Source organism: Shewanella sp. SW24, from assembly GCF_025653395.1.
Classification (GTDB): domain Bacteria; phylum Pseudomonadota; class Gammaproteobacteria; order Enterobacterales; family Shewanellaceae; genus Shewanella; species Shewanella oncorhynchi.
Genome location: NZ_JAKKSH010000012.1, coordinates 115,847 through 134,887, shown reverse-complemented (window position 1 = coordinate 134,887; position 19,041 = coordinate 115,847). Strand labels below are relative to the sequence as shown.

At 47.0% G+C, this 19,041-nt stretch carries 19 protein-coding genes and 1 other RNA gene; 12 read left to right on the top strand and 8 right to left on the bottom strand.

The features are described from left to right. Positions 1–263: 263 nt before the first annotated feature. The 3 genes from rpe to trpS all read left to right on the top strand — a co-directional run bounded on the left by rpe (position 264) and on the right by trpS (position 2,684). Positions 264–938 carry a ribulose-phosphate 3-epimerase gene (rpe, locus tag L5M17_RS11980; protein ID WP_012090481.1) on the top strand — a complete coding sequence of 225 codons (675 nt, stop codon included), beginning with the start codon at positions 264–266 and terminating at the stop codon, positions 936–938. 2 nt (positions 939–940) lie between these two features. Beyond that, positions 941–1,618, top strand: a complete 678-nt coding sequence (locus L5M17_RS11975) for a phosphoglycolate phosphatase (protein WP_263147652.1) — start codon at positions 941–943, stop codon at positions 1,616–1,618. 67 nt (positions 1,619–1,685) lie between these two features. Beyond that, positions 1,686–2,684: a tryptophan--tRNA ligase gene (gene trpS / locus L5M17_RS11970; RefSeq protein WP_131525401.1), complete on the top strand. Its 999-nt coding sequence runs from the start codon at positions 1,686–1,688 to the stop codon at positions 2,682–2,684. 61 nt (positions 2,685–2,745) lie between these two features. On the opposite strand, the gene L5M17_RS11965 is transcribed toward trpS, so the two are convergent. After that, the gene (locus L5M17_RS11965) at positions 2,746–3,618 is read right to left on the bottom strand and encodes a LysR substrate-binding domain-containing protein (protein WP_173913161.1); all 873 of its coding nucleotides are present in this window, start codon (positions 3,616–3,618) and stop codon (positions 2,746–2,748) included. A 119-nt stretch (positions 3,619–3,737) separates the two neighbouring features. Here L5M17_RS11965 and L5M17_RS11960 point away from each other — a divergent pair, with 119 nt between their 5' ends. After that, entirely contained in the window at positions 3,738–4,622 is an 885-nt protein-coding gene (locus tag L5M17_RS11960) for a DMT family transporter (RefSeq protein ID WP_131525400.1), read from the top strand. Between the two features lie 75 nt (positions 4,623–4,697). Here L5M17_RS11960 and dolP read toward each other — a convergent pair whose 3' ends face one another. From dolP to L5M17_RS11940, 4 genes are all read right to left on the bottom strand, one after another. Further along, complete coding sequence (gene dolP, locus L5M17_RS11955; protein ID WP_105250526.1) at positions 4,698–5,264, bottom strand: division/outer membrane stress-associated lipid-binding lipoprotein; 567 nt, start codon at positions 5,262–5,264, stop codon at positions 4,698–4,700. Next, positions 5,261–5,854, bottom strand: a complete 594-nt coding sequence (locus L5M17_RS11950) for a phosphoheptose isomerase (RefSeq protein WP_105250525.1) — start codon at positions 5,852–5,854, stop codon at positions 5,261–5,263. The genes dolP and L5M17_RS11950 overlap by 4 nt, the downstream gene beginning before the upstream one ends. Before the next feature lie 108 nt (positions 5,855–5,962). Further along, positions 5,963–6,289, bottom strand: a complete 327-nt coding sequence (locus L5M17_RS11945; protein WP_105250524.1) for a YraN family protein — start codon at positions 6,287–6,289, stop codon at positions 5,963–5,965. Then, positions 6,286–8,181, bottom strand: coding sequence for a penicillin-binding protein activator (locus L5M17_RS11940; protein ID WP_263147645.1), 1,896 nt, complete (start codon positions 8,179–8,181; stop codon positions 6,286–6,288). The genes L5M17_RS11945 and L5M17_RS11940 overlap by 4 nt, the downstream gene beginning before the upstream one ends. Before the next feature lie 88 nt (positions 8,182–8,269). Here L5M17_RS11940 and rsmI point away from each other — a divergent pair, with 88 nt between their 5' ends. The 5 genes from rsmI (at position 8,270) to L5M17_RS11915 (ending at position 11,004) form a co-directional block, all read left to right on the top strand. Next, positions 8,270–9,112: a 16S rRNA (cytidine(1402)-2'-O)-methyltransferase gene (gene rsmI / locus L5M17_RS11935; protein ID WP_263147644.1), complete on the top strand. Its 843-nt coding sequence runs from the start codon at positions 8,270–8,272 to the stop codon at positions 9,110–9,112. A 65-nt stretch (positions 9,113–9,177) separates the two neighbouring features. After that, an RNA gene (rnpB, locus tag L5M17_RS11930) (RNase P RNA component class A) lies at positions 9,178–9,529 on the top strand. 372 nt (positions 9,530–9,901) lie between these two features. Continuing rightward, the gene (locus tag L5M17_RS11925) at positions 9,902–10,225 is read left to right on the top strand and encodes a DUF883 C-terminal domain-containing protein (RefSeq protein WP_105250521.1); all 324 of its coding nucleotides are present in this window, start codon (positions 9,902–9,904) and stop codon (positions 10,223–10,225) included. Between the two features lie 9 nt (positions 10,226–10,234). After that, positions 10,235–10,738, top strand: a complete 504-nt coding sequence (locus L5M17_RS11920; protein ID WP_105250520.1) for a hypothetical protein — start codon at positions 10,235–10,237, stop codon at positions 10,736–10,738. A gap of 11 nt (positions 10,739–10,749) precedes the next feature. Beyond that, the gene (locus tag L5M17_RS11915) at positions 10,750–11,004 is read left to right on the top strand and encodes a hypothetical protein (RefSeq protein ID WP_113941445.1); all 255 of its coding nucleotides are present in this window, start codon (positions 10,750–10,752) and stop codon (positions 11,002–11,004) included. Between the two features lie 28 nt (positions 11,005–11,032). Here the strand turns inward: L5M17_RS11915 and L5M17_RS11910 are convergent, their stop codons facing one another. Further along, positions 11,033–11,665: a TetR/AcrR family transcriptional regulator gene (locus L5M17_RS11910; RefSeq protein ID WP_263147637.1), complete on the bottom strand. Its 633-nt coding sequence runs from the start codon at positions 11,663–11,665 to the stop codon at positions 11,033–11,035. Between the two features lie 238 nt (positions 11,666–11,903). Between L5M17_RS11910 and L5M17_RS11905 the strand changes: the two genes are divergently transcribed. Further along, positions 11,904–12,608, top strand: a complete 705-nt coding sequence (locus tag L5M17_RS11905; protein ID WP_263147635.1) for a DJ-1/PfpI family protein — start codon at positions 11,904–11,906, stop codon at positions 12,606–12,608. A 65-nt stretch (positions 12,609–12,673) separates the two neighbouring features. Here L5M17_RS11905 and L5M17_RS11900 read toward each other — a convergent pair whose 3' ends face one another. Beyond that, entirely contained in the window at positions 12,674–14,320 is a 1,647-nt protein-coding gene (locus L5M17_RS11900; RefSeq protein ID WP_263147632.1) for a hypothetical protein, read from the bottom strand. A 191-nt stretch (positions 14,321–14,511) separates the two neighbouring features. Beyond that, positions 14,512–15,732 carry a threonine/serine exporter ThrE family protein gene (locus tag L5M17_RS11895; RefSeq protein ID WP_105250515.1) on the bottom strand — a complete coding sequence of 407 codons (1,221 nt, stop codon included), beginning with the start codon at positions 15,730–15,732 and terminating at the stop codon, positions 14,512–14,514. A 157-nt stretch (positions 15,733–15,889) separates the two neighbouring features. Here L5M17_RS11895 and L5M17_RS11890 point away from each other — a divergent pair, with 157 nt between their 5' ends. After that, positions 15,890–16,300 (top strand): MAPEG family protein, encoded by a 411-nt coding sequence (locus L5M17_RS11890; RefSeq protein WP_219251805.1) that lies wholly within the window; start codon positions 15,890–15,892, stop codon positions 16,298–16,300. A 215-nt stretch (positions 16,301–16,515) separates the two neighbouring features. After that, positions 16,516–18,939 carry a YgiQ family radical SAM protein gene (locus L5M17_RS11885; RefSeq protein WP_263147629.1) on the top strand — a complete coding sequence of 808 codons (2,424 nt, stop codon included), beginning with the start codon at positions 16,516–16,518 and terminating at the stop codon, positions 18,937–18,939. The last annotated feature ends 102 nt before the right edge of the window (positions 18,940–19,041 follow it).

Here is a 19,041-nt window from a genome sequence, read left to right as displayed (position 1 = left end):
GAATGAACCAGCACTGCGCCTCGAGTATAACAAACTCGCTTAGTTTATGAACAAAAAATTATCAATTCCAGCCAAAATGCTCGGAAATATTAGCTTATTTTACCGAATCTAAGCCCTAATTTACTGCGATAGCTGCAGAGTGCGCTGCTTTACTGACATAGACATAGCGGATCAATTGCCAGAAATGTGGCTTTAGCTATAGAGGCTTAGCTTGGCTCAGGGTAAAATAAGGCACTTTTTATCCAAATAGCAGCGAGTGTTTTATGCGTCCATTCTTGATTGCTCCATCAATTTTATCTGCCGATTTTGCCCGTTTGGGTGACGATGTAAAAGCTGTGTTAGATGCGGGAACCGACGTAGTACATTTTGATGTGATGGATAATCACTATGTTCCTAACTTAACGATTGGCCCTATGGTGTGCCAGGCACTGCGTAACTATGGGATTACCGCTGATATTGATGTGCATTTGATGGTCAAGCCGGTTGACCGTATCGTGCCTGATTTTGCTAAAGCGGGCGCGTCTATTATTACTTTCCACCCAGAAGCCTCTGAGCACGTCGATCGCACTCTTCAGCTCATCAAAGAGTGCGGTTGCAAGGCGGGTCTCGTGTTTAATCCTGCGACACCACTGCATTATCTTGACCATGTGATGGATAAACTCGACGTGATCCTATTGATGTCAGTGAACCCTGGTTTTGGTGGTCAATCCTTTATTCCATCAACCTTAGATAAGCTGCGCCAAGTGCGTGCGCGTATTGATGCCAGTGGTTTTGATATTCGTTTAGAAGTCGATGGCGGCGTTAAGGTCGACAATATCGCAGAAATCGCGGCCGCCGGTGCCGACATGTTTGTTGCGGGCTCGGCTATTTTCGGCAAGCCCGATTATAAGGCCGTTGTTGATGAGATGCGTGCCGAACTTGCTAAAGTTGGGGCATAGCCATGTGGGATAAGATTAAAGCGATTGCGTTTGATCTAGATGGCACGCTGATTGACAGTGTGCCTGACCTAACCGTTGCCACGCAGGAAGCCTTAGCCGAGTTAGGTTTGAAGAGCTGCTCTGAGGCGCAAGTTCGTACTTGGGTCGGTAACGGTGCAGAGATGTTGATGCGCCGTGCTATGAGTCATGCTTTGGGTACGGATGTTGAGCAGACCGCGCTTGATACGGCCATGCCGATTTTTATGCATCATTATCAAGAAAATCTTGAAAAGCACAGTGCGCTGTATAGCGACGTGCATCAAGTGCTGCAAACTTTGTTTGATGCAGGCTTTAAGTTAGCGGTTGTCACTAATAAACCCTATCGTTTTACCATGCCATTACTCAAAGCCTTTGGGATTAACGACTTTTTCAGCTTAGTGTTAGGTGGTGATACCTTAGCGAAGATGAAGCCCGACCCTTTGCCGCTGCAGCACTTATTGCATGAGTGGCAATTGGAGAAAACTGAGTTATTGATGGTCGGCGATTCTAAAAACGACATTTTAGCGGCGAAAGCGGCTGGGATAGCGTCAATCGGCTTGACCTACGGCTACAACTACGGTGAAGATATTGGGCTCAGTGGCCCAGATGCCGTATGTGGGCAATTTAGTGAGATTCTGAACTGGGTAAAACCTACCAAGTAATGGGGGTTACCTGTTCTTTAGTCGATTTTTTAGTCTTTTTATATATAGATAGTGGAGCAATGACGTAATGACCAAACCCATAGTACTCAGCGGTGCACAGCCGTCCGGCGAATTAACCATAGGTAACTACATGGGTGCATTGCGTCAATGGGTTGCGATGCAAGATAGCCACGACTGCCTGTATTGTGTCGTCGATTTGCATGCCATTACCGTGCGCCAAGATCCTAAAGCGTTGCGCGAAGCGTGTTTAGATACCTTAGCCCTGTATTTGGCCTGTGGCGTCGATCCTAAAAAGAGTACAGTGTTTATCCAGTCACAGGTGCCACAACATACGCAATTGGGTTGGGCATTAAACTGCTATACCCAAATGGGCGAGTTGAGCCGCATGACTCAGTTTAAAGATAAATCACAAAAGCACGCTAACAACATCAACGTGGGTTTATTTGGCTACCCAGTGTTGATGGCGGCGGATATTCTGATTTATCAAGCGAACGAAATCCCCGTTGGCCAAGATCAGAAACAACACCTTGAGTTAACGCGTGATATCGCTACTCGTTTTAACAATGCCTATGGTGATACTTTCACCATTCCTGAGCCGTTTATTCCTGAGCTTGGCGCTAAAGTCATGTCACTGCAGGAGCCGCTAAAGAAGATGTCTAAGTCAGACGATAACCGTAATAACGTTATCGGCCTGCTAGAAGATCCGAAATCAGTGCTGAAGAAGCTGAAAAAAGCCATGACAGACAGTGATGAGCCGCCAGTCGTGCGTTTTGATGTGGATAATAAACCGGGTGTTTCTAACCTGCTGAGTCTCATGTCGGGTGTGACAGGGCAAAGCATTGCGAGCCTAGAAGCCGAGTTTGAAGGCAAGATGTATGGCCATTTGAAAGGTGCGGCAGGTGAAGCGGTTGTGAGCATGTTAGAGCCACTGCAAGAGCGTTACCGCGCGATTCGTGCCGACCGTGCTTACTTAGACCAAGTGATGAAAGCTGGTGCACAGAGTGCGCAGGCGCGTGCCGAAGTGACCCTGAAGAAAGTGTATGAGAAGATTGGTTTGTTAGTGTAATCAATCGATCGATAAATTAAGCCGACGTTCGCGTCGGCTTTTTTGTGCCTGTAAATTCATCCTAAGCCTGTGATTTTAGCCAAGATGAGAAAGCGGCAATCGCAGGTTCTGATAAACGGCGTTGCTTACAAAAGAAGGTAAATTCAAATCCGGTATGCACATCGGGCAGATTCAAGGCGACTAAACGCCCCGTGGTGATATCGCCAGCCACCATAAAGTCCGGCGCTAGGGCTAAGCCTTGGCCAGCAATCGCCGCTTCAATCGCCATTACAATATGACTAAATACATGCTGTTGTTCGTTATCGAGTGGTATTTGGTGCGCCGATGACCACTTGTGCCAGTCAAGCCCTAATGGTCCTTCATCAACCACCAGCAGGGCTTGTTGCTGGAAATTACTCAGGCTTATGTCGCGCCATTTAAGGTAAAAACTGGGGCTGCATACAGGAATTAAACGCTCTTTGTGCAGTAACTGTTGCCAATAGCCACGTTGATTTAGCTTACCGGCAATGAAGATATCCGCGGTACTGGTGCTTAGATCTGGATCTTGGGTGATCATCTCGAGGCGTATTTTCACGCTCGGATATTGGCGGCGAAAATCGGCGAGTCTTGGGATTAACCATTTTACTGAAAATGAGCTGTAAACGGCTAGGCACAGCTGCTGATTGGGCGTATCGCGCACTTTCAAATTGAGGTCGCTTAACTCGTTGAATATCCGCTCTAACTCTAGAAATAGTCCGTGCCCCTTAGGCGTTAACTGCAGTTTACGCCCCTGACGGTCGAACAGTTGCTCGCCAAAATACTCTTCTAATACTCGCACTTGGTGCGACACTGCACTTTGGGTGATGCACAGTTCATCAGCAGCCTTAGAAAAATGCTGCTGTCTGGCGGCAGCTTCAAACACTTGTAGAGCGCGTAATGGCGGGAGCTTTCTCATGATTTTCAATATCTAAAGGCTTTAGTATGAATTTAATTCATCTAGCATGAGAAAGCATCATTTCAGCTTAAGTTTTGCGAGGATTATCATGCCGCCATTGAGATTTATGGATGTTAAAAATGCAACGCCCAGTTGTTATTGGTTTGATTTTATTGATAGTAGGTAACCTATTCAGTGCCTTCTATGATGTGTCGATCAAGTGGTTACCGGACGATGCGAGTGCCTCGACTTTCCTCCTTGTCAGGCAAATCTCTTCAGTATTTATGTTGTTGCCAGTGTGGCTGTATTCGCAGCGTCCGATGACGACACATATCTCAGTTCACCTTTGGCGTGCCAACATAGGCTCAGTTGGCGCGCTTTTTTTAATTATTGGCTTAATGGCATTACCGCTCGCGACAGTTAGCTCATTGTTTTACTCCGCACCGCTAATGATTATTTTGATGGGGTATTTCTTCCTGAGCGAGAGGATCACCGCTGCTCAGACAATCTGTACTGGCTTAGGTTTTGTCGGCATCTTGATTATCCTGCGACCGAGTGAAATGAACTGGTACGGCATTGCTGTGCTGTTTTCTGCTTTTACCTTTGCAGTGAATCAGTTAGCACTTAAAAAAGTACCCCATGCTGAGCATCCCGTGCTAACGCTAATGCTATATAACTTGCTGGGTATTCCGGCAACGTTAGTGATTGCAGCGTTTCAGGGGATTGAGGGTTTGAGTTGGGAGCTGGTGGGCGTGGCCTTGCTGAGCAACGCATTTTTATTGGTTTATCACTGGTTTTGTGTGTTGGCTTACCGCAAGGCCCAGGCGAGTGATATCGCGATTGCGGAATACACAGGCTTGTTGTTTATTGTCTTTTTAGGCTGGTTGTTGTTCGATGAATGGTTGGATAACTTAAGTTGGCTCGGTGCCGCCTTAATCGTATTGCCTTCGTTGTTTTTACCTTGGCTAGGATCGCTCCTATCAAAATCGGCACCTAAGATAGCAGATACACTCACGGGAAAATAACAGCGAGGGTTAAAGCCTAAGTGGGCGAGTTAGCTCACCACTTAGGCTCAAGTTTTAAATAGGTAAACTGCAAAATTACTTAGCATACTCAAATACTTTCACCACTTTACGCACGCCAGCAGTATTACGGGCGATATCAACAGCTAAGTCTGCTTGTGAGCGATGAATAACCCCCAGCAGGAAGACTTCACCATTTTCAGTGATGACTTTAATGCGAGTCACATCCAAATCTTTTTCGTTCAGCATGCGGCCCTTCACTTTGGTTGTAACCCAAGTGTCATTGCTGCGGGTGGTGAAAGAGGTTGGATTGCCAATGCGGATTTGATTATGTATTTTGCCGCCGAGCTTAAGATCTTGTACGACCTTGATGGCTTTATCCCTTAACGTAGAGTTAGGGGCTTGGCCTATCATAAGTACATTGCCATTGACGGATACACCTGTGATATTCGTTTGTTTTTTAAGATCTTCTTGCTCTAGCAGTGCGCTGGTGATCTTAAAATCAGTATTGGTATCATCAAGCTGAGTCTTAACAGTACGTTCGTCGTTGGCCATCATAGCGCCACTGACTGCGCCCACCATAACGGCACCGGCGCAGCCTTGAAGCAGCAAGCAAACCATTAACAGCGGGGCAGCGTGTCTCATTGCTGCTCGTCCTGTGGGAAGAGGGTGCGGTCAATATTGTCACACAGGCAATGGATCACCAGTAGGTGCACTTCTTGGATACGTGCAGTGACATTTGAAGGTACGCGGATTTCCACATCGTTCACGCTCAGTAGGCCAGCCATAGCACCGCCATCTTTACCTGTTAGCGCTACGATAGTCATGTCGCGGCTTAATGCGGCTTCAATGGCTTTAATCACGTTACCTGAGTTGCCACTGGTCGAGATTGCTAGCAGAATGTCGCCCGGTTGACCTAAGGCAAAAATCTGTTTTGAGAAAATCTCATCATAGCTATAGTCGTTGGCGATAGCTGTGATGGTTGAAGTATCGGTAGACAGAGCGATGGCCGGTAAGGGGGGACGTTCAATCTCGTAGCGGTTTAGCAGTTCTGCTGAGAAATGTTGCGCATCGCCAGCACTGCCGCCGTTACCGCAAGCAAGGATTTTATTGCCACCCAAAAGACAGTGCACCATCATCTCGGCCGCTTTGGCTATGGATTCTGGCAGTGCTTCGGCTGCATCGATTTTTGTCTGGATAGATTCAGTAAAGCTGTCTTTAATGCGTTCTAACATGGATAAATCCTTTCAGGATAAAGTGTTGCTATCATGCCATATTTCCACAAGCGTGTTGAGGCACAGACGTTAAAATAATTTGTGTAGTCACTCTTTCACTATTGGCGCTTAAAAGGCATCGACCAGCCAATGAATTTGATCGGCTTCCATGGCGATGACATCGAAACGACAGGGCACATCGAGTCTATTGAGTTGTAAATAGTGGCTAGCCGCTTTGCGAATTCGCGAAATCTGCGCGCTGCTTAGGGCCTGTAATGCGCCGCCATATTGATTTGCCGAACGATACTTCACTTCGACAAATACCCAATGGTTTTTATGGCGCATGATTAAATCAATTTCCCCAAACGGATAGCGGACATTACGTTCGACAAAAGTTAAGCCTTGTTGTTCAAGGTAACGTTGGGCGTGCGATTCTGCCTGCTGTCCGAGTGTCATAACTGGCGGAAGCTACCTCTTTCATAACGTCCCCAGCTTAATTGGCGGTTGACTATGCCATCTGGACTGACAGATAAAGCACCACTGCGACCATTGAATTGATAGCCTGTGAATGAGCGCATTTGCGCCAAACGGCCGATCAAATCCATTGCATCATAACCCATAACAAACAAACGTTTCTGACTGTTATTCCAGCCCGAAAATAGTGTGTTGACCATCAGATTTTCTTCGCCGTTTTGCATTAGCCAAGGTGCGTCGCTTAGGGTCAGGTTATTTAAATCCTGCGCCGTTTGTGTGCTTTCATTTTCAACTCGGCTGCGGCTTGAGGTATATAAAGGCACAGGTTGTGTGAAAACGCTAAAGTTGACGTCGATAAAGGCCTTGAGCAGGGTTAGATCCTGTGGGGTTGAAATCATATAAATGGCATCAATATCTTGGCGCGAGCGGAAGTCGGCTTGTACTGAATTGCCTAACAGCTCTTTAATACGGGCGATCCGCTCTTGGCTATCGCGCACGCCAAGGGCATCTTGTACTGTGGTGCGCATTTTATCACCGCCATCGAAGTAGTGAACTTCGACAGGGTTATCGCTCTTCTTTTTCCATGCTTGAATAAAGCTTTCGGCCATGCGTTTGCCAAGGGCATCGTTACTGGCCAGCAGTAATGGCATAGTTACGCCATCTTGATATAAATGCTCCGCCGCATCGGCCGCCTCTTGTGCGGGAGATAATGCAAAGTAGAACTTATTCGGATCGGGGGTGAACTTATCTACTTGATTTAAAAATAGTTGTGGCACAGACGTAGCAGGTGCTGTATTGGCCGTTTTGTCTGGGTTAGCAGTATTAGTCACCGCATTAGTGGCGGCAGTGTTTGCTGCATTGATCACTTGCAGTTGTTCAATTTCCGTAGGCAATAATGGGCCAATAATAAATTCGGCTCCCGCAGTTAGCGCCTGTTGGTAAGCGCTGGCAGCATCGTTTGCCGTGTCATAAAAGTTGACTGCGACTTGGTCATTTTGCTTGGCCATGTAACTGGCTAATATGCCTTGGCGAATTGCATTGGCAGCGTTAGCTCTTGAGCCTGTCAGCGGCAACAGCACAGCAATGTTTTTTGGCGTAAATGGCTTAGCGTTTAAGGCTCTGTCAAGATCGGCGGGCAGCTTAGCCGCTGCAGGATGATAAGGATTTTGTTTCTGCCATTCGCCTAAGTAGCGTACTAACTGTGTCGGATCGACAGCATAATGCTTCGCGATATAAGCCAGTTGTAACCAACCCGTAAACACAGGAGTCTTAGCATCTTGGGTAAAGGCTTTTAAGGTTTGTTCGTGCATTGGCTGCAGAACTTGCCAAATCGCGTTATTCACCTCGTTGGCTTGGGCGGGGGGCAAGTAAGTCGTCAGCAAACTCAGTTCACGCACTTGTTCAATAGGCTGTTTATTCAATTGATATAAATGCGCCTTGAATTGGTGATAAGCCGTCATCTGCCAGCTTGGCAAACTCCAATTGCTTGGATAATTCAGAACTTTAAGTGCATCACTATAGGTGGACGTGTGTTCAAGCACGCGCGCGGTCAAGTATTTATGTTCGGCCAGAAATGTTGGGCTCTGATTCAAGCTTGGCTGTATCGATTTTAGTAGCTTCTGCGCCGCTGCGTAGTCGTTGGCATTGATGTAGGCATGGGCTGCGAGCAGCAGATTAGTATCGCGCTGCTGCGGATCTTTGCTATTGGCGGCTTGTGCCAAATACACATTGGCCGACAAAGGTGCGGATGCTAAAGAGGTGGCCACTGTGGGTGCAGTTCCGGTCGAGGTGGGCGTTGAAGTGCCACAACCCGCCAAGATTACCGATAAAATGGCCACGGAAACGAACTTAGTTGTATTCAGGCTTTTTAACACTGGGCTTCACTCTGGTAAGATGCAGCCTCTAGTTTAACCTTCTCTCGCGCTTGACGAAAGTCTTGGCACTGTCATTACAGAGGTATATATGGACCAAAGCGTCGCACTCTACATAGTTCCTACTCCCATAGGTAATTTGGGTGATATGAGCTCACGGGCAATAGAGGTGTTGAATCAGGTTTCATTGATCGCCTGTGAAGATACTCGCCACAGCGGTAAGTTATTGAGCCACTTTGGTATTACCACAAAAACTACGGCGCTGCATGATCATAACGAGCGTGCTCGTGCCCAGTGGATTGTCGATCAGCTTGCAGCTGGGCTGTCGATTGCATTAATTTCAGATGCGGGTACCCCGTTGATTTCCGATCCGGGTTATCACTTGGTTTCCCATGTGCGCCAATCTGGGTTTAATGTGATCCCCTTACCCGGCCCTTGCGCGGCAATTACCGCCCTGAGCGCCTCGGGTTTGCCATCGGACCGTTTTTCTTTCGAAGGTTTTCTGCCGTCTAAAGAAAAAGCTCGCGCTGATAAGTTATTGGCACTGAAAGAAGATCCGCGCACGCTGATATTTTATGAATCACCCCACCGCATCGAGCACAGTCTAACGACTATGGTTGAAGTGCTTGGTGGCGAACGCCATGTCGTCATGGCGCGTGAAGTGACCAAAACCTTCGAAACTTTTTTATCTGGCCCTGTCTCAGAGGTTCTTGCCACTGTTAGTACTGACCCGAATCAGCAGAAGGGTGAAATCGTGCTTATGGTGCATGGCTACCATTTGAGTGATGACGAAGCGATTCCCACCGTCGCTATTAATACGCTCAAACTCTTATGTGAAGACTTACCATTGAAGAAAGCCGCAGCAATTGCCGCGCAAATTCATGGACTTAAAAAGAATGCTCTGTATAAATACGGCCTAGAGTCTGATTTATAAGCGCTAAAACGGTTACGAGCGGATTATCTGTGGTGCATCAGGGTGGCTTAGGCTATAATCCGCGCCGAGTTGGCCAGACAGTCGCCGCGTTCGCAAGAACGGGGAGGAAAGTCCGGGCTCCAAAGAGCGGGGTGCCAGGTAACGCCTGGGCGGTGCGAACCGACGACAAGTGCAACAGAGAGTAGACCGCCTACCTGATTTATCAGGTCGGTAAGGGTGAAAGGGTGCGGTAAGAGCGCACCGTGCGGCTAGCAATAGTTCGTAGCAAGGTAAACTCCACCCGGAGCAAGACCAAATAGGGTTCCGTATGGCGTGGCTCGCGTTGGAACCGGGTAGGTCGCTTGAGCCTGTGAGCGATTGCAGGCCTAGATGAATGACTGTCCAAGACAGGACCCGGCTTATCGGCCAACTCACCTCATTCAACAAAAAGCCCGTTTGTCGTAATGACAAACGGGCTTTTTGTTTTTTAATTTATACGGTAATGATAAATTTTATTTGATTAACTCATTAAAAAATAAAAGTTATCTTGTTCTCCCGTCCCTTCAGTCTATCGCTTATTTAGCTTTCAGTTTAGCCGCCATTACAGCCATTTCTCGCCTTTCTTCGTCGCAGGTAAAAATTACTTAATGCAGGTAACATCTACCGTTAACTGAGAGGGTTAATAGAAATAAAGTAGTTATAACTTATTGTTTTTATGCGGTTATATTGTTTGGTATAGCCATTGCATTGGTTTGTACGCAAAGTGCAGCATCTTGTTGCATTGCACAGTGTTCACCAAGGAGGCTTTCTATGGCCAGTTCAAAAAGCGTAGCAGAACAAACTAACAGTAAAGATAGCGGTGCTTTAAATTCACCCACAACAGCGAAAGCAACTGAAGTGACGCACCATGCTGTTGATGTAGTAGCAGAGAAAGCCGCAGTTGCAGAAGACACTTTGCGTAAAACGGCAGCTAGCTCACAGGAAACTCTGGCGCTCAAGCAGGAGGAAATCAAATTACAACTGCAAAGTTCTTATAGCAAAACCCGTGAGTTGGCAGCGCAAAATCCATTGGCTACAGCTGGGATTGCCTTTGCCGCTGGCGTGGTATTAACGGCTTTATTGCGCCGTCGCTAAGGTGGATTTATGCAAAACCGTGCAAGGTCAGAGGCGCCAGAACAAAGGCCCGTCCAGCATAGTGCGCAAACCGCCAAAACTGGGCAGACAGCATCAGCTGCTGCCCAGCATAAAGTTATTGACCAGGCAATGGAGCAACTGGCTGAAATAGCTGTTCTTAGCAGTTCAGTGAAGCAAGCCTATCTCGAGCAGTTGAAGTTGGCTGGGGAAATAGCAACGGCAGAATGGCGGTTAACAGGGCGTAGCCTGATTATTGCTGCGGCTTTAGTCGTCTGTTTTGGTACTGGCATTACGTTATTCTGGGGCAGTATTTTATTGCTGTTGGGCTATATGCTGTTTCAATTGAGCGGTTCGTTATTGGCCACTGTGATCGCTTTGGTGGTGCTACAGTTTGTTTTATTGCTTTGGTGTTGGCGTAGTCTTGGCTATGTGCTGTCACAAACTGGCTTTTCGAAGACTTGGCAGCAATTACAGCTTTTGCTCTCGACTCGAGAGTCGGAACATCAAAAATAGGAGGCGCGACTATGCTAATTCAACAGTTACTTAAAAAACAGCAGTTGAAGCTGACTGTGCTGACGGAACAAGGCCAGTTGCAGCATGATTTGTTACTGATGAGGAAACGGCAATTAGCGCAAAGCAGTCGTGATTTTATAGGGTCGACACCAGGTTTAATCGTCAGTTTTAGCCTTGGCTGTCTGTTTCAAATGCGCCACAACAGCACTGTAAAACTACTGCGTAGCACTTTTGGCTTGCGTTGGATTACCAAACTCATCGCTTGAGAATGATGTAAATGCTGTGGTTTTTACCTTAATGATTTCCATTGGTGCGGGTATGGGGTTCACTGCTATTAGTTGTCGTCAATGCCGCTACAATTATGCCTCGAGTCAGTAAGTGTAAGTATTTTGCTTGTTGTGTAGGACAAGGTGTGGGACTGGCGATAAGTTGTTGAATTTGGCTTAAATAAAGAGCTGCTATGCTATGGGCTAATGTGTAGCTTGGAATAATAAATTCGTCAGTGTTGAAGGTGTTGATCAATTTATTTTCGATATGTTGCACAAGTTTAGTTTGTAATTGTTTAGTTGCAGCATCGAGGTCGCTACCTAGTCTAAATGACATGGAACGGCGAAACATGCTGTTTCGGCTAAAAGTAATAAGCAGTTTTTCCAATGAGGGTGGTGTGTTGGTTGAAAGCCAGTCTTCGGTTGACTGAAGATCTGCGAATATATCTTCAAAAATATTTTGATGTAGTGCAATAAGAATATCCAACTTGCGTTTGAAGTAGCGATAAAACGTCGTGCGCCCGACATCGGCTTTGTGCGCAATATCTGCCACTGCAATATCACGATAATCTTGTTGTTTAAGCATTTCCTTGAAAACGTGGAGAACCTTGAGCATCGCTCGCGGGCTTTGTTTTATGCGCATGTGGGGCTTGGTGTGCATACTGGATTTTGCTCCAAATTCAATTCAGGCGTTTGATTATACATTAGCCTCAATGGCTCTTGTGTTGTGATTTTTGCTTAAGTGGAACAGATAGGCTCAGGTGTACCATTTGAAACATTCGGGCGAGTTTGTGCCTGATGGTTAGGAATAATGGGCTTTATAGTGACGGTCATAGGGTTAACTGCAACGACAGTGTTACCTGAAATATGAAATTGTCACTACCGATGGAGAATCTGTGATGAGTGAAAATATTGAAGCGGCTCAAAGTGATAAAATAAATAATCCAATCAAGCACAAATTAAGAGTAGGTATTTTCCTTTATCCCGGCATGACGATGCTCGATGCCTATGGGCCACTACAGTTTTTAGCCTTTGTGCCATCATTTGAAACCTTCACTTTTGCGAAAACCAGCATGCTATTACCCTGTGATGCGGGCGTTAACTTACAACCTAATTACGATTTCGATAATTGTCCGCCGATAGATATCCTGTTAGTGCCTGGGAGCGCAAATCCTTTGGCGCAAATACAGGATGAGCAAGTCATTTCTTTCTTAAAACGCAAGGGGGAGCAAGCACAATACATTACATCTGTATGCACTGGTGCCTTGATTCTTGCGGCAACAGGTTTACTTAATGGTTATCGTACGACCACTCACTGGGCTTATGCTTCAGTGTTGGCACAATATCCTCAAATTACTTTTGAAAATAAACGTATTGTGATTGACTGTAATCGGATCAGTGGCGGCGGTATTACTGCAGGGCTCGATTTTGCTTTGGCACTCATTGCCAATATAGAGGGTGAACAACAGGCTAAAACACTGCAGTTATTGTTTGAATATGATCCTAAACCGCCCTTTAATTATGGCTCACCTATATTGGCTGATGCTCTTTTGGTACAGAGGGTTGAACAGGAGGTCAGGCAGATAGCGTCAGGATTATTTTAGGCCACAAGGCGCCAAAGATTGTCTTAAAAAGTACATAGTTCATACGATTATTATGTACCTTAGGTTTAAAAACTGCTTTTCACTAGGAATCGCCATTCCCAGCTGTTTACTGACTCGCCGCCCGTATAAGGGAGTGAAAAATCGATATGGGCTACGTTGCCATAGCTGGATCGAGAGGAATAAATCCGCGCGCCTATGCCTATGCTACCCAGTGGACCGCTGACTTCGTTATTCTCGGCGAGTTGGCCGCCGGAGGCTTGACCCAGATCGGCAAAGACTGCCCAGCCTAATTCAGCCAGTTGGTATAAGTTGATATTGGGGTAGTTGCGTATCTCGGCGGTCAGTAACCACTGATTATCCCCTTGTTGGTATTCGTTTGGATAACCGCGCACGCCAGTTTCATCCCCTAATCCTTTTGTTAGATCCAGATAAGTGTTCTGTGAAAGGCTAGCCCAAGCTTTACCATAAGCCGTCCACTTAGGATGGATTTGATAGAAGTATTCGGCTTGAACATCGACCTTATAAGTATCTTTTTGGGTGGTACCGATAGTGCTTGTTCCACCCATTTCTAACAGCCACAGTTGATCGTTAAACTTATACCCGCCAGTGCTTTGCCAGTTAACGTGGTAGCCTAAGGGATTATTATCACCTATATCATTGGTTTCTATGCCGAATTGTACATAGTGATGCCAACCTAAGTTAAAGTCTTCATTGTTGGTGATCAGGTGAACATTATTCAGTACGTGGAAATCATCTTCGATAAACTCGTAGGCGACCCAAGGGTACATAAAGTCCCTGTCTTGAGGGAGCATGGACGTAGGATAGCGCTCAGAATGGGCAAACTCGTGCTTGTCTTGGGTGACACCAGTAATAAAGCGAGAAAGATGCTGACTGTTTTTATTAATTAACCAGCCATATTGCAGATTGAGATAGTCGACTGTGTGTGTGAACTCATTCACCTCTTGCCCATTTTGTCTGAGGGTATCTGTACGGTTATCGTCTAAAAACTCCGCCGAATACATGGTACTCGTATTGAGGGAATAGAAGGGCTTACTCACATAAACGTGTTTAGCTTGGCCGTCGCTATTGTCGTAGAACTCAGCGGCAACTGTGCCGTGCTCAATAATGCTGAGCGGCGCTTCGAAAGCAAATTTATAGCCATTCCGGGATTCATTAGATTGATATTTAAGTCGAGTGCGGATCCCCGTTCCAAGCAAGTTGTCTTCTTTGAGCCCGAAGGAGTAACGGGTGTCGCCACCTGAACTACTCAAACTCGCTGTCGGTAATAATGACCAATTATCCCAGGTCTCCACCACCACGGACTCAACGGATGGATCGACATCGGCTTGGGGATCTTTTTCTGCGATATAAATTTTCGCATCGCGAATGTAAGGCATTGCCCGCAAAAGTCGTTGGGATTCGTCGAGATCTTTTTGTGTGACAGTATCATTTTCGCTGAAGGTTAGATTATCGAGAACCACATATTCTTTGGTATTGATATGCAGGGCGTTAGCCCAGCGGTGAATGAAAAAAGCATCGGGATCTGACTCATCAAAAATGGGGTTATTGACCACCACAATCTTGCTGACTTTTTGTTTGGTTTGATCTTGGTTTGCGGGATCGGCGAGCTTAGCCTCTTCTGCTTGGGCAATCCTGATTAGGTTGCCAACACAACAAGATAGGATGCATGCATACTGAAAAAATTTCTGCATAAAAGGCCACTCCCATGAAATCGACGACTGCAGCGAAAACAATTTCACGTTGCAATTCACAATTTAATAACACATGGAAAACGAGTGTTAGTCAAGGAAACATTTTAATAAGTTTCTTATTTTACTTAAGGTTAGCTTAAGATTATCTTGAGGTAGCGGCTGGGCGCGGGCTCCAGCCGGATTAGCGATTGTTACAGTGTACGCCTAGGTGGGACAGCGACGTTAGCAAAGATGAGCCCCGCAATCAGCGACATAAAAATCAAAAAGATTTGCGAGCCTATGTGCGACTGATTGAGCATGGTCTCTCCTGAGATCAGTGCATTGAGTCCGATATAGGTTTTACTGCCGGGGACTAAGATCACTATTCCCTGCAACAGGGCGATGGAGGCTGGCGCCTTCATCCAGCGGGCGAAGAGGTTAGAATAAATTCCTACTGCTAAGGCACCAAAGAAGATCCCCACCGAATCACCAAAATAATGTCCGCCGAGCATGGCTGAGAAAAACGCCACTATCCCAGCCAATACGCCCCAAGGCGAATCTTGCATCCTTGCTTTGAAAATAAAAACCAGCGCCATAGATAGAATCGGAACCGCCGACCAAATTGCCCAGCGAGGTAAACCCTCAGGTTCTATGTGAATCGCTTCGCCGAACATAGCTTTACCGATTGCCATGCCGAGCACTGCGCCAAAGTACAGCTTAAATAATTGCATGCTCGCATCCATGATGCGCGCCGTGCCAGAAATTAAATCCCGTGCGGCGAGTTCGGCTAAACCTAAGGTTAAGGCTAAGCCGGGAATAAAAATAATAATGGAGGAGAGGATCACTACTGGGATATTAATATTTGGATCGATACGCGCTATGCCACAGGCTGCGATGGCGCAAAGGATAGTGGCGAAGGGTTCGAGCACTTCGGCCATGCGGGCCGAGCGTTCGGCACGGTATACCAAGCCATAGACGAATAAGCCTAATAATCCTGACCAAAATACATCGTTCCAACCCGTGCCCATCAGCATAGCGAAAGCGGCGGCAGAAGTTCCAAAAGAAAAGCAAGTTAATACAGGGCCATAGGGATTGGGTTTATTGGCAATTTCTTCTAAGCGATCTAAGGCCTCGGCCAAAGTGCGTTTACCTGAGGTTAACTCATCGACCAATTCATCGGTGCGGGCGAGTGAACCTAAATCGAGTTCACCGGGCTTAACGCGAGCGGCATGGTTATATTCTTGATCGGTATCATGTTGCAAAACGAAGGTCATCGACGTCGGAGAAATAAGGAAATAGCCTTCGATACCTAAGGTGCGAGCAACGGTTTGTAAGTGGGTTTCTAGACGATAAGCGGGTGTGCCAAACTTATGCAAGGCTTTGCCTAGCTTTATGATAAATCTGCGTTTTTCGATAAACTCGTCGTTATCCAATCGGGGTATTCACTGTATAAAAAGTTGTAGGGAATGACGCGCGCATATTAACCTATCTTGTCTATAAAAGGTTAATGGCTTTTAACCTTAATACAAATAAATTGCTGATTTTTTGCAGCTCGGGCTATAGTCAGCTTTTTGATAAGGGGAAATAGGCATGTCTTTGATGGTAACGGGTCTTTACGCTAGCCTCACAGGGCTATTAATTGTCGCTTTGGCTTATCGAGTAGTGAAATTAAGGCGAGGTCAGAAAATCGGCCTAGGGGATGGTGGTAACAGCGCCTTAGCTTTGGCTAATCGAGTGCATGTTAACCTGATTGAAAATGCGCCTATCGTATTGATTTTAATGCTGGTGGCCGAAGCGGGTGGCTTGTCTGCATTTTATTTACACTGTTTTGGGACTGTGTGGATAGTGGCGCGCTTACTTCATGCTATTGGCTTAACTCAAGGCCAAGGTGGTTACCATTTTGGTCGTTTTTGGGGCGTATTGCTCACTTGGCTAGTGATTATCAGTTTGGCGTTGGTGAATTTGCTGCATTTTGCTCAAGGTTTAGGAAAGGGTCTCTAGGCCCGCAGGTTTGGGCGGTCAATTCCGCCCTAAGCCATATCCATAGCGGATTTAGGGGTATTACGCTTCCGGCTCAAATACCCCTGAAAATGCCTCGAGTGGTGTTTTTTTAATCGCATCTATCCTCCATTCCCTGCTATACTCCGCGTCCCTAAATTGGCGTAACTTATTTTCGTGGCGCCTTTATTTGACATTACGTTTTCGGGTCACAATCCATGCAAGTTGAATCCACACTTTTTAGTCATCCCAAGTATTGGGCCACGGGCGACAGCACTGCGCCTTTCTTACCTATGTCTCGCAAGGAGATGGATAAGCTTGGTTGGGATAGCTGTGACATCATCATAGTCACAGGCGACGCTTATGTGGATCACCCAAGCTTTGGCATGGCGGTGATCGGCCGTATGTTAGAGGCTCAGGGTTACCGAGTTGGGATTATTTCCCAGCCAGATTGGTCGAGCAAAGACGCCTTTATGCAATTGGGCCGCCCGAATCTGTTTTTTGGCGTCACCGCCGGTAACATGGATTCGATGATCAACCGTTACACTGCCGACCGTCGTTTACGCTCCGACGATGCTTATACTGCGGGGGATATTGGTGGCAAGCGCCCAGATCGCGCCGTGACTGTGTACACCCAGCGCTGTAAAGAAGCCTTTAAAGATGTGCCTGTGATTATTGGTGGTATCGAAGCCAGTTTACGCCGTATCGCCCATTACGATTATTGGTCGGACAAAGTGCGTCGCAGTGTGATTTTCGATGCCAAGGCCGACATTCTGATGTACGGCAATGCCGAGCGTCCTTTAGTTGAAGTGGCACGCCGCTTAGCTGCCGGTGAACCCATTAGCTCGTTGCACGATGTGCGTGGCACAGCCGTTATCCGTAAAGAGCCACTGCCCGAATGGCGTGGTATGGACTCGCGCAAGATTGACCAACTGCACAAGATAGAGCCGCTGCCGAATCCTTACGGCGCCGATGATGTGGGTTGTGCTAACTTGTCTGGCCCGTCGGATGTGAAAATTTTCGATAACGAAGCCCCTAAGCCAATTAGCGTTCAGCCGCCTAAACCTAAGCCATGGGATAAAACCTATGTGCTGCTGCCAGCGTTTGAAAAAGTCTCTGAAGACAAATATTTATATGCCCATGCTTCACGGATTTTGCACCAAGAGCAAAACCCAGGTTGTGCCCGTGCGCTATTTCAACCCCATGGCGACCGCGCCGTTTGGGTGAATCCGCCCGCATGGCCGCTCAATACTGATGAGATGGATGCCGTATTCGATTTACCCTATCAGCGCATTCCTCATCCTATCTATGGCAAGGAAAAAATCCCTGCCTACGACATGATCAAGACGTCTATCAACATCATGCGTGGCTGCTTTGGTGGCTGTTCTTTCTGCTCGATTACCGAGCATGAAGGCCGAATCATTCAGAGTCGTTCACAAGAGTCGATTGTTAAAGAAATCAAAGATATTCAGGAAAAAGTGCCTGGCTTTACTGGGGTGATTTCCGATTTGGGCGGCCCCACCGCCAACATGTATCGTTTAGGTTGTACCAGCGAAAAGGCCGAAAAAACCTGTCGTCGTCTTTCTTGTGTGTTTCCATCGATTTGCGGCCACTTAGGCACAGATCATAAACATACAATCGACTTGTACCGCGCGGCGCGTGCTGTACCTGGTATCAAGAAAGTATTGATCGCCTCTGGCGTGCGTTACGACTTGGCAATCGAAGATCCTGCTTACGTTAAAGAGTTAGTGCAGCACCATGTGGGCGGCTACTTAAAAATCGCCCCTGAGCATACCGAAGAAGGTCCGCTCAGCAAGATGATGAAGCCCGGCATGGGCGCCTACGATAAGTTTAAAGAATTGTTCGACAAGTTTTCTAAGGAAGCGGGTAAAGAGCAGTTCCTGATCCCTTACTTTATTTCGGCGCATCCAGGCACGACCGACGAAGACATGGTGAACTTAGCGCTGTGGTTGAAGGAGCGTAAGTTCAAGCTCGACCAAGTACAGAATTTTTATCCGTCACCGATGGCGAATGCGACCACGATTTATCATACCGAGTTAAACTCGCTGAAAAACGTCAAGCACACCAGCGAAGTGGTATCTGTACCGAAGAAAGGGCGCCAACGTCGCTTGCACAAAGCATTGCTGCGTTATCACGATCCTGCGGGTTGGCCATTGATCCGTGAAGGCTTAACCGCTATGGGGCGTGAAGACTTGATCGGTAATAGTCCGCATCAGTTAGTGCCGCCAGAGGGTCGAAATGAGCGCGGACCTAAGTGGATGAAAGATGCTAACCAAGGCCAAAAAGCCTTTACTCGCTTCTCGGGCAATCAGTTTGATGACCGCAAGGGCGACGGTAAATCTAAAAGTGCAGCGAAAGGCGGCGCGCAAGCTCAGGCTGGTGCTGAGTCAAAACCCGCTGCTAAAGGCGGAAAACCCGCAGCGAATGGCGCTAAACCAACTGGTGCTAAGCCAACTGGCTCTAAACCTAGTGGAGCCCATTCGAGCCGTCCGGGAGCGAAAGCGCCCTTCGGCCAGTCTGGTTTTAAGGCAGGAGGCTCTCAGGCTAAAGGCGGAAACCCATCAAAAACGGGTGGCAAATCTGCAGGAAAGCCCGCTCAGGGTCGCCAACAGGCTAAGTAACACTTTTCGCCATCACAAATAATGTTTAAAGGCTGCTCCAGATATGGTTTGGAGTGGCCTAGCTAGCATGGTCATTCCGCTAAAATAGTCCTCAACTGGTAT